The sequence below is a fragment of the Nibrella viscosa genome (genome assembly GCF_039541875.1).
Lineage (GTDB): Bacteria > Bacteroidota > Bacteroidia > Cytophagales > Spirosomataceae > Nibrella > Nibrella viscosa.
Genome location: NZ_BAABHB010000019.1, coordinates 54,258 through 69,986, shown reverse-complemented (window position 1 = coordinate 69,986; position 15,729 = coordinate 54,258). Strand labels below are relative to the sequence as shown.

Below are 15,729 nucleotides of genomic sequence, written 5' to 3'. Positions count from 1 at the left end.
GGTGTTATCTGGTTGTGAGTTTGACATGCGTACAGTATATGATCCAACCGCTTTTGGTTTCGTTTTTAGTCTTTGCAGGCACTTCTTTTGTGCCTCCTGCCGTACCCACTCCCACCGCCGATGTCTGGGCTCTGCCAGCCGGTAACGCTGGTACTAAGCCGGCACCTGAGAGTGATTACAGTGTTATCGATAATTATGCCCGGAACACGCCCGAGCAATTTACAAAGGATCTGAACACCCTTAGTGTATACCTCACCTCGCCGGCCCGCAGCGATCTGGCCAAGGCCCGCTCGGTATACGCCTGGATACTCAGCCACGTGCGGTATGATGATGCCGTGTACTCCGGTCGCCGGTATCATTCCGAGGAAACGTACGCCAACGGAGTGCTGCGCAGCCGCCGGACAGTCTGCACGGGTTTTGCACTGCTGTACAAACACCTGCTCCGCCGGGCGGGCGTGGAGGTGGTCAGCGTTAAAGGGTACGCCCGCTCCGACGATGCTCAGGCCGGTGTGCCCGTCGGCCCTATCGACCACGAGTGGAATGCCGTAAAACTCGACGGCGACTGGTATTTGCTGGATCTCGCCTGGGCCGGCACGACCATGAAAAACGGCAAACCGAATGATTTTTACTTTCTGACGGAACCCCAGCGTTTTGTGGCGGCCCACTTTCCTGCCGATCCGCGCTGGCAGTTGCTGGGCTCGCCCGTATCCAAAGCGGAGTTCGACCGGTATCCGAAACTATACGATGCGTATTTCCGGCTGGGTTTTGATGATGATTTTCCCAAAGAAGGACTTATCCGTTCCGCCGAAACTGTTTCGCTGACGCTGACTAATCCCGAGCAGCCCGTTGAGTTCATGTGCTCCTACAGCCGGCCGGGCAACGGCACGGCGCATAACCTGCCGGTGTCGATTCGCCGGAGCGGCAATGCATACACGCTACAGGTGAAAATGCCGGCCGGCAAATCCACGCTTTATGTCTTTGCCAAACCCAAAAAGGCTTCTTTTGAACGGGTCAAGTCCTACGAAGGTATTGCCTCCTTTACGGTACTAAACGGCTAGCCTCCCCCGCAAAAAAAGAGCCCCGAATGTATTCGGGGCTCTTTTTTGTTACATACTATTTACTGATCAGCGTCTGCGCCGGGGAGTAGTTGTTCTCCGCTGCGGAGTTGCTCTGCGCTGTAACTGCGTCTGCGGCAGAAGCTGCGGAGCCGGTACCGTCATAGTGTTGGTACCCAGGTAGTCCAGCGTATAATCGTTGGTCCGGTTGAAATAGTAGAAGTTATACCGCTGCGCCGGAGCAACCGTGGTCTCGCCATTGCAAGGTCTGGTCTGCTCTATGCTGTAGCTGCCCCGGATCTCGTCGAAGACCACTCGTGGCCGCTTGCCGCGCAGGGCCGGATTGTTCTGGGCTGCCTGCTCAATGCGCCGGGCCAGTTCATCCCGGGTTGCCCGTACGGCCGAGTACGCTGCGTCGGTCAGGCGTGCCGTCGGATCAGTGGTTACGTAATCCAGCGTATCGCCCAGTTGAACAGTGATCGTGTTCGTTGTTGAGCTGCCGGTCAGGCCATCCAGACCGAGGCTGTTCCAGTTGTAGAACCGCCGGCGACCCCGTACCGTACCAATCGGCTGCCGCTCCTGACCCGGACAGTTACAGAATACCGTAAAGGTATCGTCGTAGGTCAGGTGGAACTTAAAGGTGAGCTGATCGTAGTTATGCCGGTATTCGCAGCCCTGCGGTGCCAGGAGCGCAAAGCTCGTGGTAGCCACCTCACTCATACAGGCTCCGCATTTGGCCTCCTGCCGGCTGTGAACCGTTACGTAATAGAAGCCCCGCAGCGGCAGCCCGGTCGCGTCGACATGATTAGTCGGGAAGGCCAGCGTTGTGCCGGTGGTGTTGACCGATTCGGCAATGATCCGGTCTGGTGTGCCGGCCAGCGAATCTGATTTGTAATGCAGACGCGCTGTAAAGGTTTCGTTACGCGGATTAACCGTGGTGCTGCGCCAGCTTATGACCGGCAGGATGTTCTGCTGCAGACTGTCCTGGCGCAGTGTTCTGCCAGCCAGCGATACATTATTGAGGCTAACCTGCAGTTCGGGTATCGAGTCGCAGGTTGGGCAGACAACCGGGGCGGTCGGGATCAGCTTCTTCTGAACAAAACCCTTGCGCACACCCAGGCCCACGTTGAAGCCGCCATGACGCCGGAAGTATTCGAGCAGCGAGTTGGGGTTGTTATTATCCGGATTCACAATCAGGTAATTCAGACCGGTATAAAATGCCTGCCCCTGTACACCCAGATGCCAGTTGTTCCGCAACGGGAAATAAACCCCCAGCGAGCCCAGACCCCCAAAATGGTACAGTCGGTCGCTGATGTTGACGTAGCGGAAAAGCCGGTTATTCTGCGAAGGCACATAAGCCGCAATGGTAGCCGCTTCGGTCCGGAAAAGCCCCCCCCGAATGGCAAACTCCAGGAACGAAACACAGCTCGGATTGCGCCGGCTGCGGGCAAACACCCAGGAGAGCATCGGACCAACGGTCAGGAACATATCTTCCGATGGCCGGTTCTTAAACACCAATTGGTTAGCAGGAATACCGGCCTGCACGGCCTGGGCGGTCAGCTCATCACGGTATTGGCGCCGGGTCCAATAATTCTGGTAGCCAAAAGCGGTTCCGAGGCCAAAGCGCAGACGCCGGGTGGACTGCGACAGGAGGTAATCGACGTTTCCTGTCAGGTTAAAGCCCGTACCGTTATACAGCGTACGGTCCCGGAAATTACTGCCGAAGGTATTATCCCAGGTGCCGCAGTAGGCAAAATTAGGACCGGCGAACAGACCAATACGCCAGGGCGACGGCCGCCGAACCAGCATAAAGGTTTGCATTGTTGTGTCGCAATCATCATTTATGGCGATGTTGCTGTTACGGGCCCGGAAATCGGACCTACGGACGGTATCCATGTATACTCCTTTACCCAGACGCCAGATCCTTTCAACGGGCTCACATCGGTCCCGTGCCATTGTGGTTGTGGTGTCGGCCCGTAAATCGGTTGTACGGACAGGGTCTGTCTGTTGAGACAGCGCCGGTAAAGTAAGTAACATACCCATCAAAAATACGCCGTGGGCGGGTCGAAGCAGGGATAATCTCTGCATAAATTGGACGCTGTTTGGTTAATACGTTGTGTCGGTTTACCCCAAAAACTATGCGTAATGAAAAAGGGCAGCTTTTTTTAGCCTATGGCCAAACATTCTTTTTGAACAAAAAAAGCCCTATGTAAAACGCTAACTACCTGACTATCAGCTTATATGAAACATGACGGTTTTCTAATGCACAATATTAGAATTTTGAATCAATCAGCCAAAGAGAAACTCTTAATATTATCATACGGGTAACTATGGAGTAGCGTTAAAGGCGAACATTAATAAACAAGTTACGGTTGGTGTCCATCCGGACATAGGTTTTCGGCTCAATCACAATCGTAGTCTCATCTTCCTCTATAATAACCGGCCCGGATAAGGTGTCGTTGGGTCGAATCCGGTGGCGGTCATAAATCGGGCAGGCACAGGGTACAGGGTCTCCCAGGTAATACACCTGCCGGTATCCTTTCAGGGCCGAAAAATCTTTGCCGCCAATTGAATATTTATTGAAAGCATCCACCCGCCGGGGGCCAAACCTCAGCGCCGGCATACGCACCAGAACCTGCCAGGCAACAGCCTCGATGGTGCGCCCTTCAACAACAAAGCGCCCCCGACGCCGGTACTCGGCAACAAATACCTCCCGGATAGCAGGCAGCGAATCCGGGCCTAGTTCACCGTCGGGCAGGGTCACATACACGACTTCAGCTATACCCAGCAACCGCATAAACCCCGCCCGCTCCACGGTAGCTGCGGCCACATCCAGACCGGCCTGCTGGAGCGCGGCCCGCCCTTCGTCGGCGATCTGCCGGAGCAATTCGTTCAGAAAACCCCAGTCTGTTGTATCCAGCGAACTAAAGTACTCCTGAATGCGCGCTGTCGCTACGGGTGCCACCAGACACCCCAGCGCTGAGGTCACACCGGCCCCGACGGGCACCATCACCTCGGATATCCGGAGTTGCCGGGCCAGTTCGCAGGCATGGACCGGCCCGCCCCCACCGATGGCTACCAGTTCGGCAGGCTCCTGCTCGGGACTCAGTTGAGTTAGAAGTTGCCGGGCCGCAGCGGCAATCTGTTCGTTCACCTGCCGGTGGGCGGCCATCGCAGCTTCTTCGACACTCATGCCCAGCGGCCGGGCAATCTGCTCATTGATGGCCTTGACGGCTGCGGCCCGGTTCAGTTCGATGACCCCACCCAGAAAAAATCGTTCACCCAGGTAGCCCAGCACCAGACTGGCATCGGTTAAAGTGGGCTGCGTGCCTCCTTTATTGTAACAGACCGGACCAAACTCCGGCAACACAATGTCCGGGCCAACCCGAAGTTCTCCCTGCTCGTTCAGGTAAATAATGCTCCGGCCACCCACAGAGACATCAACCACCTCGATCACCGGTTCGATAGCCGACCGGTTACCGGCCCCAGGCTCGTTGGGTGCCAGAGACTTCAGAATGAACTGTGGTTTATGCTGGATGATGAGCGAAAGTTCGGCGTTGGCACCACCAATATCAATGGTAAGCAGGTTAGCGTACCGCCCAATATGGCTGAAAAACGCGCCGGCCATAGCTCCCCCGGCCGAACTGGAGCGAAGCTGGGCCGCCGGCAACTGCCGGGCTTCCTCCGGCGCAACCAGCCAGCCCCCGGCAGTCATGAGCCAGAACTGACCCCGAAAGTCCAGCGCCCGCAGCCGGCTCTGTAAGTTGGCGATATCCAGTTGGTCGACCAGCATTGAGCCCAAATGAATCGCGTGTATTTCTAAAGCCTCCACCTCATTCCGCTCCAGCAATTCATCGAAACCCACCAGCACGCCCTGCGTCAGGTCATCGTGGGTAGTCAGTGTTTTGCCAAAGGCCAGATAACCGCTGAGGGTTTCCAGCAAAACGAAGTCGGTAAACGTATTCCCGATATCAATGCCCAGGTTGTACATGGTGTGTAGTGGGTAAACAAAGCACGCCGTTTATGGGCGGGTATAGCTAACCTGCGAACGACTGATGCGCCAGCGTCCGTCTTCGCCCTTAACCAGATTATTGCTGATGGTGCCGGTACCCGTTTCCGGCTCACGGCCTGCGGGTGTATAGGTATACCCGAAGGTCTCGGTAGCGGTGGCGTTGCGGTTCTCCAGGTCCAGCCGCCGAATCTGATGATTGCTGAGTTTCACCCGACCTGCCTCGGCCCGGTACGTGATGAGCAGGGGCGTCAGGGACTGTAGCGGCCGGCTGCCCATCTGGATGCCGGCATCGGCCGTTACGGTTTCCGGTAAGGCATCCAGCCGGCCTTCGTTCAGTAAGGTTATCCGCCGTTTTAGCAGACTGGTAATGGCATCCCGGTCTTTGTAAGCGGCCGGGGTGGTCGTGGTGGTTACCACTGTCCGGCTGCTCGGGCGCGTCTCTGTCGGTTGAGCTGCGGCCCCGGTCAGGAAGGTCAGCCAGCCGGCCAGGCCAATCAAGAAATTTTTCATAAACTGGTTGTTGTGGATGTCTGTCGTGGCTAAAGGTACTATACTCGACAAACTCACATCTAAAAAGTTTGTTAATGGTGCAGGTTTCAGCCCCGGCAACCGGCCAAAACCAAGGCGCCAGACTCCGTCAGCGGTACCGGAGAGTTGCATCCCGCAGCCTCAGAAATCCATTAAAAATCTGAACAACACCCAATCCGTCCTGTTCAAACCGGAGAGCTTGCCGGTATGGCAAGTCCAGCCAAATTGATTGTCAACCCAAAAATTTCATGTGTTATGAAGAACTTCAATGAGCTGCTCGAGCACGAGCTACAGGACCTGTACTCAGCGGAAACCCAAATTACCGAAGCCCTCCCTATGATGATTCAGCAAGTCAGCAACGACCAGTTGCGGCAGGCCTTTGAAATGCACCTGAAAGAAACCGAAGAGCAGATTCGCCGGCTGGAGCAAGCCTGCCAGATGCTGGGCTGCGAGCCTGAGGGTGAAACCTGCATGGGTATGCAGGGTCTGCTGGAGGAGGCCGAAAGCCTGATGTCGGAAATTGACGATGAGAAACTGCTGGATGCGGCCCTCATCGGAGCCGCCCAGAAGGTAGAACATTACGAAATCGCCGGTTACGGCACTGTTCGGACACTGGCCCAACTGGCCGGTAAGCAGGACATTGCCCAACTGCTGGAGCAAACCCTCCAGGAAGAAAAGAATACCGACGAAAAACTGACCCGCATCGCTACGGACAACGTGAACCAGCTGGCGAAGCAGGCTTAATGCCGTTTGAGGTTTGAGGTTTAACGTGGCTTCGCCTGTTAACCGCCGGGCGGCCCCGCTCAAACGGTAAACCTCAAACCTCAAACGAATAAAGCTGCTGCCCGGAACGTATTGCAATGCGCGTCGACAATATCAGCCAGGCGGGGAGAGTAGCCGCCACCCATAGAGACAGCAATGGGCAGGCCGTAGCGCCGGGCCTGTTCAAACACAAAGACATCGCGCTGCCGGGTTCCCTCTTTCGATACCTTCAGTTTTCCCAGCCGGTCGGTCTCCAAAATATCTACTCCGGATACATAAAACAGAAAATCAGGTTTTTCGCGCTCGATCAGGCCAGGCAGCGTTGCGTATAGGGTACTCAGGTATACCCCATCGGCGGTACCGGTCGGCATGTCAATGTCCAGGTCAGATGTTTCTTTTCTGAGCGGGTAGTTATCGCGACCGTGCATGCTGAAGGTAAACACCCGTCGGTCGTGCCGGAACATCACAGCCGTGCCGTTGCCCTGATGCACGTCCAGATCAATCACCATGATTTTCCGGACCTGCCGGGTCTCCAGCAGAAAATAAGCCGCTACGCCTATATCATTGAGCAGACAGAACCCTTCGCCCCGGTCGGGGTAGGCGTGGTGCGTACCGCCGGCTACGTTCAGCGCAATACCGTGCACCATAGCCAGCAGGCTACAGTCGATGGTTCCCTGGGTAATCACCCACTCCCGCTCAATCAGGCCCGGCGACAGCGGAAAGCCGATCCGGCGCACCATAGCTGCCGGCAGCGTCTGTTTTTTTAGCTGCTCCACATACGCCGGGGTGTGTACCCCCAGCACCCAGCGATCGTCTACCGGCGCCGGCGCAAAGAAATTGTCGGGCGTACAGGTACCCTCATACAGGAGTTGTTCATAGATCAGTTCGTACTTACCCATAGGAAAACGGTGGTGTTCGGGCAAAGGATGGCGGTAGACCGGCGAGTAAGCAATGCGCAGCATGAAGTCTGGTATCCGTTAGATAGGTTCTCTGATGAATAACCGGGAAAATCGTAAATCTGTTGCCAGGATCATGTACATTGCTCATCTTTCACGGATATAGATGAGGACAGTTATCGTAACGGGCGGAGGTCAGGGAATCGGCCGCATTACGACGGATTTTTTAGTTACGCACGGGTACCGTGTGGCCGTCTGGGAGGCCGATACCGACGCGCTGTCTGACCTGCAGCAAACCCCGAAAGCCGCAGCCGGACAGGTGCTGGCGCTGCCCTGCGATGTTTCGTCGGAAGCGCAGGTCCGTAAGGCAACCGAACGCACCATCGACCATTTTGGCCGCATTGATGCGTTGATCAATAATGCCGGCATCCAGGACGACAAACCCCTTGGCCTGCTCTCGCTCGACGAGTGGAACCGGGTGCTGGGTGTGAACCTGACCGGCGTTTTTCTCTGCACCAAATACGCGGCTCCGCACCTGGCAGAGCAAAAAGGCAGCGTGGTGAATATCAGTTCGACGCGGGCGCTGCAGTCGGAGCCCCAGACGTTTGCTTACTCGGCCTCCAAAGGAGGCATTCTGGCGCTGACGCACTCCCTGGCGGTTAGCCTCGGCCCCGATATACGGGTCAACTGCATCAGCCCCGGCTGGATCGATGTATCGGCGGTAAAGAAATCGGCGAATGCCAAACCCGAAAAGCTGCGGCCCGACGATCACGCCCAGCACCCGGCAGGCCGGGTGGGCCGCCCGGATGATATAGCCCGAATGGTCCTGTTCCTGATCAGCGAAGAAAATTCGTTTATCACCGGTCAGAACTTTATTATTGATGGTGGCATGACGCGCAAGATGATTTACGTGTGAAACACCTGGTCTTTTTTAGAGGTTTTAATAGTACTTTTTCTTTAATCTTCGTCAACACATGAACATAGCTACGTCTACTCCAGAAGATTTGCTACCGTATGAATTACTCGACGTTCAGGTCCAGTCCCGGCCACAAGCCGGTCAGTCCCTGCTTTGGGTACAGTTTCTCTGCTCGCGAAATAACCAGCCTGATCAAAAGAAAATGCCTCCGCTAACCTGGTTTGACGCCAATCAGTTACAGCAGTTTGTGCAGCAGTTAACGATTGATTCGCACCCCGAAAAGGTACAGGTTGACTTGCCCGATGCCGGTCTCCGGCTTACCAGCACGGGTGTAGCCGACACTACGATCCGCATTGAGCCCCTCCCTAAGGCGAAGGGAAATTTTGTTCCTTTTGCCATCCGGACGTCGGGCGTGGGTATTCGGCGGTACGCCCGGCTCCTGTACCAGCGTCTGTGGGAAGCCTTCTGTGGCTGATTCGCCGATCAATAGTTTTTCTGCCTCTTTTTCTGGCGGTATCGTTACTACGGAAGACATCTCAGGTCGGGATGTCTTCTTTTTATGGATAGGGCATTAACATGGAAACAGGTCATCAGAACACAATCGCGTCGGCCGCCGACCGGCGTTACACCCAATACCCGACCCCGCTGGCGGGCGAAGGTCAGAAGCTGACCAGGGAAGAAAAAAAAGATTTGTCCCGGCTGATCGACGAGGAGCGGTACCCGGGCAATATCCCCGGCCCGGAGACCACGCCCGGCACCGGCACCAGTCTGGGTAATAACGACGGCACGCAGGTCCTGCCAGACAGCAACGACATCGGCGAAGCAGCTCCTGGAGGCAATAACTTCGGCGAACGGCCGCCCGGCTACAATGATCAGGAACGCTGGAACGGCCGGTAGCCTGCCGCATAAAAAGAAAGGCACTTCGTAGAGAAGTGCCTTTCTTTTTATGCGGTTGCTTGTAGCTTACACGCCTGTCATACCACCCAGAGTCGGATCATTGCTGCTGGTGTTAGAGCCACCATACATACCCCGCTCCCGGTCACGATCACGATTCATATCGTCGGTGTCGCTATAGTTACCGCTGTACGACGATCCCGTTGAATAACCGGCGCGGTTTACGTTCGAATCCATATCGCTACTGCGGTTCATGTTGCTGTCGGAGTTCCAGTTAGTCCCCCGGTTCATATCGGTTTCACGGCCGCTGTAGGCGGTACCACCCATACTTCCGGCAGTTGTGCCGGCGTACATATCCCGGTCGTAATCGGTATGGCTGCGGCCGTATTCGCTTACATCCCGACCTTCGGCCTTCGCCTTCTCGTTGATGAATGACTCGGCAATTTCGGTCAGTTTGCGATCGGTATTCTTTTCTTCCCGCAGGGTTTCTTCCAGCAGGTTGGCAGCCTCGTTGTATCCCAGCAAACGAGCCATTGTATGCAACGAACCGTAGGTAGCAATTTCGAGGTGCTCTACCTTCTGGGCGGCCACAATTAGGGCTGCGTCGCGGCTCAGCGAACCAGATTCTGTAGCCGCAATCATTGTCTGCGCATCATCGACCAGACCATCAATGGCATCACTTTCCAGATCGTCTACTTCAACGCCGATACTGTCGAAAACCCGCTCCAGCCGGTTAATCTGATTTCGTGATTCTTCCTGGTGCTGCAAAAACGCGTTCCGTACCACATCGGTCGTAGCCGCATCGGCCTGCTCACCCAGTGCATCTACGGCCTGTTTTTCGCAATAATAAGCAGCCTGAAGCTCGTGGATGAACACGCCCCGTAAGCCGTCATCGATGTTACTATTACCTCCCGAGAAAAAATCTGCGATTTGCTTTCCTAATGATGCCATACTCGTTGTTAAGTTTTGGGGTTCAAAAACTATTGCACTCAGACAAGCCAAAATCTGTGCCAGATTAATATATGCTGATTCTGTGGATTTTATAGATTTTGTTATACGGCCCCTGTCTATCTTTTTCCACATCTGACGGTTATCTATGTCATCAATTCCCCATGCCAACCTTTAGAAATATGGGCCATAAGCTTAGCTTACGGGATTATAGTCTGTTCACTGTCAACTACTTACATATTAATATCTGAACCTTAAGGCAAATATCCCAGACTGCCCAGGTAGTATAGGCCGGGCTGGCGGGGCAACTCCTTTTTTGTTTTTGGCCCCGGTAATCGGGTTAGTTGACAGGTGTATGGTTTGTGGCGTATCTTCACCCCAGTCAATGCGCGGTGGAGGGCTCTACCCACAAAACAGACAGGCATTCCGTTCAGTTACTATAACACCACCTGAACAGGTTTGACCATTACACGCCTACCATGATTTTGATTGTCGATGACAGGCCGGAGAATATTCTTCCGCTGAAGAAGATTCTTGAACTGCACGGTTTTTTGGTTGATACGGCCGAATCCGGCGAAGAAGCCCTGCGGAAAATCCTGAAAGCGGCCTATTCGGTGATCATCCTGGATGTTCAGATGCCGGAAATGGACGGCTTTGAAGTTGCCAACGCCATCAGCGGCTTCAGCAAGGCGCGGGATACGTCTATCATCTTTCTCTCGGCGGTCAACACCGAAAAGAAGTTTATTACCAAGGGCTATACCGCCGGCGGCATCGATTACCTGACTAAACCCGTTGATCCCGATATTCTGGCGCTGAAAGTAAAAACGCTGCACAAGCTCTACGAGCAGCAGCAGGAGCTCCGCATGGTGCAGGATTCGCTCCGGCGGGAAATTGACATCCGGAAACAGGCACAGGAGCAACTGGCCGGTCAGTTGCGGGAGCTACAGGCCATTCTGGCGTCGCTGCCCGAAATAGCCTTTACCGTCACACCTGACGGCCGGATCGAGTACGTCAACGAACACTGGTATCGCTACGCGGTTGATGCAGCTACCTTTCCGGTGACCCACCCCGACGATAACCTGCGGATGGCGTTGGCTAAGGCCCTGACCGGCGGCACCGGGTTTGTGCGCGAGGTACGACTACGAGATCACCATTCCGGTGAATACCGGCACCACCTGCTACGCCTGATGCCAATCCGGCAGCATACGCAGCAGGTGTCCCGCTGGATCGGTACCTTCACCGATATTCACCCCCAGAAGCAGGCCGCCGAACTGCTGGAGCAGGAAGTGGCCCTGCGCACCCGCGAACTGCTGCTCAATAATGCTGAACTCGAACGGACCAATCACGAGCTACAGCAGTTTACCTGGGTGGTGTCGCACGATCTGAAAGAGCCCCTGCGGAAAATTCAGCTCCTGAACGACCATATTCGGGAGAAGTACCTGAAAGAAAACAACGAGGCCGTCTCCTACCTGGAACGCGTTATCCGGTCATCGGCCCGCATGGCCCGGCTGATCGATGACCTGCTGGCGTACACGCATTTATCGGCACCCGAGGTGTTCAGGCCCACCGACCTGAACGCCCTGCTGGCCGAACTGCTGCTCGACTTCGACGAGCCAATCCGCCGAAGCGGGGCAGAAATCATTATCGGCAAGCTGCCGGTAATCGATACCATACCGGTTCGCATCCGGCAAGTCTTTCAGAACCTGATCAGCAACGCGCTGAAGTTTGTCCAACCCGGTCAGCCGCCTGTTATCCGGATCCATGCCGAACGGATTGCGACCAAAGCAATCGACGGGGAGTTGGCCGCTACCGGTCCGTTTTGCCGCATTGTGGTGCAGGACAACGGCATTGGCTTCGACGAAAAGTTTCTGGACCGGATTTTTGTTATCTTCCAGCGCCTGCACAGCCAGACCAGCTACGAAGGGACCGGTATCGGGCTGGCCATCGCCAAAAAGAATATGGCGAAGCACCAGGGGCTGATCTCGGCGCAGAGCCGTCCCGGCGAAGGCGCTTCGTTTATCCTGATCTTACCCGTCCGACAAACCGATCCGGCTCAACACCCATAACGCTACGGAACCACCTACTCATGGATTCACCATCGACCCCAAACTTTGTTATCCGGCAGTTGCAGTTCGTCTTTGTCGTATCCACGATCCTGCTCCTGATCAGCCTGGTAGCTTCGTTTTACAGCATCCGGAAACTGATCGATAACTCCCGGCTGGTCAATCGCACGCAGCAGGTGCTGCTGGAATCGGAGAACGTTATTTCGTACCTGAAAGATGCTGAAACCGGCCAGCGCGGCTACCTGCTTACCCTCGACCCTACGTTTTTACAATACTATCAGGGCAGCTACGGCCGAACCACCGGTAGTTTCAACCGGGTCAACCAATTAACAAAGAACGATCCGCAGCAGCAGCAGAATCTGGCGCAGGTCCGGAACCTCTACGAGAGCCGCTATGCGCAGCTGGAACGGGTGATCAAGTTCCGGAGAAACCAGGCTACCCGAAACGATACCGCTATCCTCCGCCGGGAACTCATCCGGGGAAAACAGATCATGGATGAGCTCCGGGTGGTCATAAACCGCATCAAAGCGCAGGAACTGAACCAGTTGCGGACCCGCACGGCGCAGCAGGAGTTTTATAGTACCTACACGCCGGTGGTGCTGCTGGTTTCGGCCATTATCTCTATGCTAATTACGGCCTTTGCCTTCCTGCGCATCAAAAAAGACCTGGATCACCGCATTGCCCAACAGAAACTGGCCGAGGAAAAATACATTGAGACTGCCCGGCGGATTTCTCAAATGGAGGGCGTTACCCGCACCATAGCTTCCGGCGACTACAGCGTCCGCAGTCAGGATGATCGCGATGATGAACTGGGGCGTATTTCGATCGCGCTGAACCAGATGGCCAAAGCCCTGGAACAGACGTTTACCGAACTGCAAAACCGGGAGTGGCTGCAAACCGGCTCCGTAACCCTGAGCAACGCCATCCGGGGCGAGCGCAACCCCGAACGGCTGGCCGGCCGCCTGATCGATACGCTGGCCAATTACCTCAACGCGCCGATGGGAACGGTGTATCTGACCCAGAACGACAGCGATCAGTACACCCTGGCCGGCAGTTACGCAGTCCGCCAGGCTCCGGCCCTCATCCGAACCGGCGAAGGCCTGGTAGGCCAGGCCATTGCCCAGCAAAAACTAATTGTGGTCGATGACCTGCCGGCCGATTACCCCCGCATCAGCTCCTCCCTGGGCGAAACCCGCCCGACAGCCGTGGCCATTACCCCGCTGGTATACGGCAACGACTGCCTCGGGGCGGTAGAGCTGGGGTTACTCCGTAAACCGTCTTCCCTGGAGATAGCCCTGCTGGAAAACAATCAGGAGTCACTCGCCATTGGGCTCAATGCCGCCCTGAGCTACGGCAGGCTCCAGCATCTGCTGAACGAAACCCAAACCCAGGCCGAAGAACTACAGGCCCAGCAAACCGAACTGGAAGCCGTCAATGCCGAGCTGGAAGCCCAAACCCAGCGACTCCAGATTTCGGAAGAAGAACTGCGGGTACAGCAGGAAGAGTTGCAGCAAGCCAACAGCGAACTGGAAGAGCGCGGCTCTATGCTGGAAGAAAAAAATAAAGAGATCCAGAAAAAAGCCGGCGAACTGGAGCAGACCAACCGCTACAAATCGGAGTTTCTGGCCAATATGTCGCACGAACTCCGAACGCCCCTCAACTCCATTCTGCTGCTGAGCCGGCTGCTGGCCGAAAACGCCGACGGTAACCTGAATGCCGACCAAACGGAATACGCCAGAGTGATTCAGGCGTCGGGCAACGGACTGCTCAGCCTGATCGACGAAATTCTGGATCTCTCCAAGATAGAAGCCGGCCAGATGAAACTGGATTACCAGGATGTGCCGGTGACCGACCTTACCGATGAGCTAAACGCCCTGTTTGGGGTGATGGCGCGGGAAAAAGGCCTGGCCTTTTCGATAAGCGTTAATCCCGATATGCCCGCTACACTGCTAACCGACCGGCAGCGGCTGGGGCAGATCCTGAAAAACCTGCTGGCCAACGCCCTGAAATTTACGGCCGCCGGCAGCGTAACGCTCCGAATGCGCAGGCATCCTCACCAGGCCGGTCAGCTGAGCTTTACGGTAAACGATACAGGCATTGGCATACCACCCGAAAAACAACCCCTCATTTTTGAAGCGTTTCAACAGGCCGACGGCTCAACGAAGCGAAAATACGGCGGCACAGGCCTGGGACTCTCCATCAGCCGGGAACTGGCCAAGCTGCTCGGGGGCGATATTACCCTGACCAGCGAACCCGGTAAAGGCAGCGAGTTTACGCTGCACCTGCCCGTATCCAGCCTGAACCCGGCCCGGCCGGTCAACACGGGTACGTACGCGGAACGCCCCCCCCAGCCGGCTACCGATCTCCCCATCCCCACCATTCAGCCGGCCCCGGCCAAGCCGGATCGTTACCTCTCGACCGTGATTCCTCCACCCGTTCCCGACGACCGTGCCACCCTGACTGAGCAGGACAAAACCATCCTGATTATTGAAGATGATCCGTACTTTGCCCGGACCCTGCTCGACTTTGCCCGGCAGAAAGGCTACAAAGGCATTGTGGCCGTCCGGGGCGACGAAGGATTACAACTGGCTAATGAGTACCAGCCGAAGGCCATTCTGCTGGACATTCAACTACCGGTGATGAGTGGCTGGGAAGTAATGGATGCCCTGAAAGCCAACCGGCAGACTCGCCCCATTCCGGTCCACATCATGTCGTCGCACCGGCTTAAAAACGAAAGCCTCCTGAAAGGTGCCGTCGATTTTATGGATAAACCGGTAGGCGTTGAGCAGTTGCAGACTGTTTTTCAGAAAATTGAAGATGTGCTGAGCCGGAGCCCGAAAAAAGTGCTCATTGTGGAGGATAACCCCAAACACGCTAAAGCCCTGGCTTATTTTCTGGAGACCTTCCGGATCACGACGGAGCTGAAAAGCAACGTTACCGAAGGCGTAAACGCCCTACAGAATCAAAATGTCGACTGCGTGATTCTCGACATGGGTATCCCCGACAGCAATGCCTACGAAATGCTGGAAGAAGCCAAACAGAACCCCGGCCTGGAAAACCTGCCCATCATTATCTTCACTGGCCGCAGTCTGTCGATGGCCGAAGAACTAAAGATAAAAAAATACGCCGATTCAATTGTCATCAAAACCGCCCACTCCTACCAGCGTATGCTCGACGAAGTGTCGCTGTTTCTGCACCTGGTCGACGAACAGAAACAGCCCGACGGCGGCAACGGACTGCCCGACAGACTGGGTGCCCTCAGCCAGGTCCTGAGCGGCAAAACAGTGCTGATTGCCGATGATGACGTACGAAACATTTTCTCGCTGACGAAGGCGCTGGAGCAGTACGGCATGACGGTGGTTGCGGCCCTGGACGGTAAAGAAGCCTTGCAGAAACTGGACGAAAACCCACGAATTGACGCGGTACTGCTCGACATGATGATGCCCCAGATGGACGGCTACGAAACGGCCCGGCAGATTCGGCAGCAGCCCCAATACCGGTCGCTGCCGGTCATTGCCGTAACGGCAAAAGCAATGACCGGCGACCGCGAGAAGTGCGTTGAAGCGGGCGCGTCGGACTACATAACCAAACCAGTTGATATTGACCAGCTTATTTCCCTGCTGCGGGTGTGGTTGTATGAGCGGAGGTAAGGAAA

General features: G+C 55.6%; 12 protein-coding genes. 7 read left to right on the top strand and 5 right to left on the bottom strand.

Translation table 11 applies throughout. From position 1 onward, the window contains the following. Positions 1-38 precede the first annotated feature (38 nt). Positions 39-1,058: a transglutaminase domain-containing protein gene (locus ABD931_RS27420; RefSeq protein ID WP_345271240.1), complete on the top strand. Its 1,020-nt coding sequence runs from the start codon at positions 39-41 to the stop codon at positions 1,056-1,058. A 66-nt stretch (positions 1,059-1,124) separates the two neighbouring features. Here the strand turns inward: ABD931_RS27420 and ABD931_RS27415 are convergent, their stop codons facing one another. The 3 genes from ABD931_RS27415 to ABD931_RS27405 form a co-directional block, all read right to left on the bottom strand. Next, entirely contained in the window at positions 1,125-2,876 is a 1,752-nt protein-coding gene (locus ABD931_RS27415) for a hypothetical protein (RefSeq protein ID WP_345271239.1), read from the bottom strand. Positions 2,877-3,396: 520 nt separating this feature from the next. Next, on the bottom strand, positions 3,397-5,046 hold the full coding sequence (locus ABD931_RS27410) for a hydantoinase/oxoprolinase family protein (protein WP_345271237.1): 1,650 nt from the start codon (positions 5,044-5,046) through the stop codon (positions 3,397-3,399). A gap of 30 nt (positions 5,047-5,076) precedes the next feature. After that, positions 5,077-5,577, bottom strand: coding sequence for a nuclear transport factor 2 family protein (locus ABD931_RS27405; RefSeq protein WP_345271236.1), 501 nt, complete (start codon positions 5,575-5,577; stop codon positions 5,077-5,079). A 273-nt stretch (positions 5,578-5,850) separates the two neighbouring features. Between ABD931_RS27405 and ABD931_RS27400 the strand changes: the two genes are divergently transcribed. Further along, a complete protein-coding gene (locus ABD931_RS27400) occupies positions 5,851-6,339 on the top strand; it encodes a ferritin-like domain-containing protein (protein WP_345271235.1) in 489 nt (162 codons plus the stop codon). An 80-nt stretch (positions 6,340-6,419) separates the two neighbouring features. Here the strand turns inward: ABD931_RS27400 and ABD931_RS27395 are convergent, their stop codons facing one another. Beyond that, on the bottom strand, positions 6,420-7,319 hold the full coding sequence (locus tag ABD931_RS27395) for a histone deacetylase family protein (RefSeq protein ID WP_345271233.1): 900 nt from the start codon (positions 7,317-7,319) through the stop codon (positions 6,420-6,422). A gap of 100 nt (positions 7,320-7,419) precedes the next feature. Between ABD931_RS27395 and ABD931_RS27390 the strand changes: the two genes are divergently transcribed. The 3 genes from ABD931_RS27390 (at position 7,420) to ABD931_RS27380 (ending at position 9,066) form a co-directional block, all read left to right on the top strand. Further along, positions 7,420-8,169 (top strand): SDR family NAD(P)-dependent oxidoreductase, encoded by a 750-nt coding sequence (locus ABD931_RS27390; protein ID WP_345271232.1) that lies wholly within the window; start codon positions 7,420-7,422, stop codon positions 8,167-8,169. Between the two features lie 58 nt (positions 8,170-8,227). Beyond that, the gene (locus ABD931_RS27385) at positions 8,228-8,644 is read left to right on the top strand and encodes a hypothetical protein (RefSeq protein ID WP_345271231.1); all 417 of its coding nucleotides are present in this window, start codon (positions 8,228-8,230) and stop codon (positions 8,642-8,644) included. Positions 8,645-8,745: 101 nt separating this feature from the next. Next, the gene (locus ABD931_RS27380; RefSeq protein ID WP_345271230.1) at positions 8,746-9,066 is read left to right on the top strand and encodes a hypothetical protein; all 321 of its coding nucleotides are present in this window, start codon (positions 8,746-8,748) and stop codon (positions 9,064-9,066) included. A 66-nt stretch (positions 9,067-9,132) separates the two neighbouring features. Here ABD931_RS27380 and ABD931_RS27375 read toward each other — a convergent pair whose 3' ends face one another. Further along, positions 9,133-10,014 carry a YciE/YciF ferroxidase family protein gene (locus ABD931_RS27375; RefSeq protein WP_345271228.1) on the bottom strand — a complete coding sequence of 294 codons (882 nt, stop codon included), beginning with the start codon at positions 10,012-10,014 and terminating at the stop codon, positions 9,133-9,135. A gap of 476 nt (positions 10,015-10,490) precedes the next feature. Between ABD931_RS27375 and ABD931_RS27370 the strand changes: the two genes are divergently transcribed. Both ABD931_RS27370 and ABD931_RS27365 read left to right on the top strand, forming a co-directional pair. Then, positions 10,491-12,077 (top strand): hybrid sensor histidine kinase/response regulator, encoded by a 1,587-nt coding sequence (locus ABD931_RS27370; RefSeq protein ID WP_345271227.1) that lies wholly within the window; start codon positions 10,491-10,493, stop codon positions 12,075-12,077. 20 nt (positions 12,078-12,097) lie between these two features. Further along, entirely contained in the window at positions 12,098-15,724 is a 3,627-nt protein-coding gene (locus ABD931_RS27365) for a response regulator (RefSeq protein ID WP_345271226.1), read from the top strand. Positions 15,725-15,729 lie beyond the last annotated feature (5 nt).

Excerpts from the sequence above, each read along its gene's own strand:
- ABD931_RS27420 (WP_345271240.1), top strand. The coding sequence starts at position 39 with ATGATCCAACCGCTTTTGGTTTCGTTTTTAGTCTTTGCAGGCACTTCT.
- ABD931_RS27415 (WP_345271239.1), bottom strand. The coding sequence starts at position 2,876 with ATGCAAACCTTTATGCTGGTTCGGCGGCCGTCGCCCTGGCGTATTGGT.
- ABD931_RS27410 (WP_345271237.1), bottom strand. The coding sequence starts at position 5,046 with ATGTACAACCTGGGCATTGATATCGGGAATACGTTTACCGACTTCGTT.
- ABD931_RS27405 (WP_345271236.1), bottom strand. The coding sequence starts at position 5,577 with ATGAAAAATTTCTTGATTGGCCTGGCCGGCTGGCTGACCTTCCTGACC.
- ABD931_RS27400 (WP_345271235.1), top strand. The coding sequence starts at position 5,851 with ATGAAGAACTTCAATGAGCTGCTCGAGCACGAGCTACAGGACCTGTAC.
- ABD931_RS27395 (WP_345271233.1), bottom strand. The coding sequence starts at position 7,319 with ATGCTGCGCATTGCTTACTCGCCGGTCTACCGCCATCCTTTGCCCGAA.
- ABD931_RS27390 (WP_345271232.1), top strand. The coding sequence starts at position 7,420 with ATGAGGACAGTTATCGTAACGGGCGGAGGTCAGGGAATCGGCCGCATT.
- ABD931_RS27385 (WP_345271231.1), top strand. The coding sequence starts at position 8,228 with ATGAACATAGCTACGTCTACTCCAGAAGATTTGCTACCGTATGAATTA.
- ABD931_RS27380 (WP_345271230.1), top strand. The coding sequence starts at position 8,746 with ATGGAAACAGGTCATCAGAACACAATCGCGTCGGCCGCCGACCGGCGT.
- ABD931_RS27375 (WP_345271228.1), bottom strand. The coding sequence starts at position 10,014 with ATGGCATCATTAGGAAAGCAAATCGCAGATTTTTTCTCGGGAGGTAAT.
- ABD931_RS27370 (WP_345271227.1), top strand. The coding sequence starts at position 10,491 with ATGATTTTGATTGTCGATGACAGGCCGGAGAATATTCTTCCGCTGAAG.
- ABD931_RS27365 (WP_345271226.1), top strand. The coding sequence starts at position 12,098 with ATGGATTCACCATCGACCCCAAACTTTGTTATCCGGCAGTTGCAGTTC.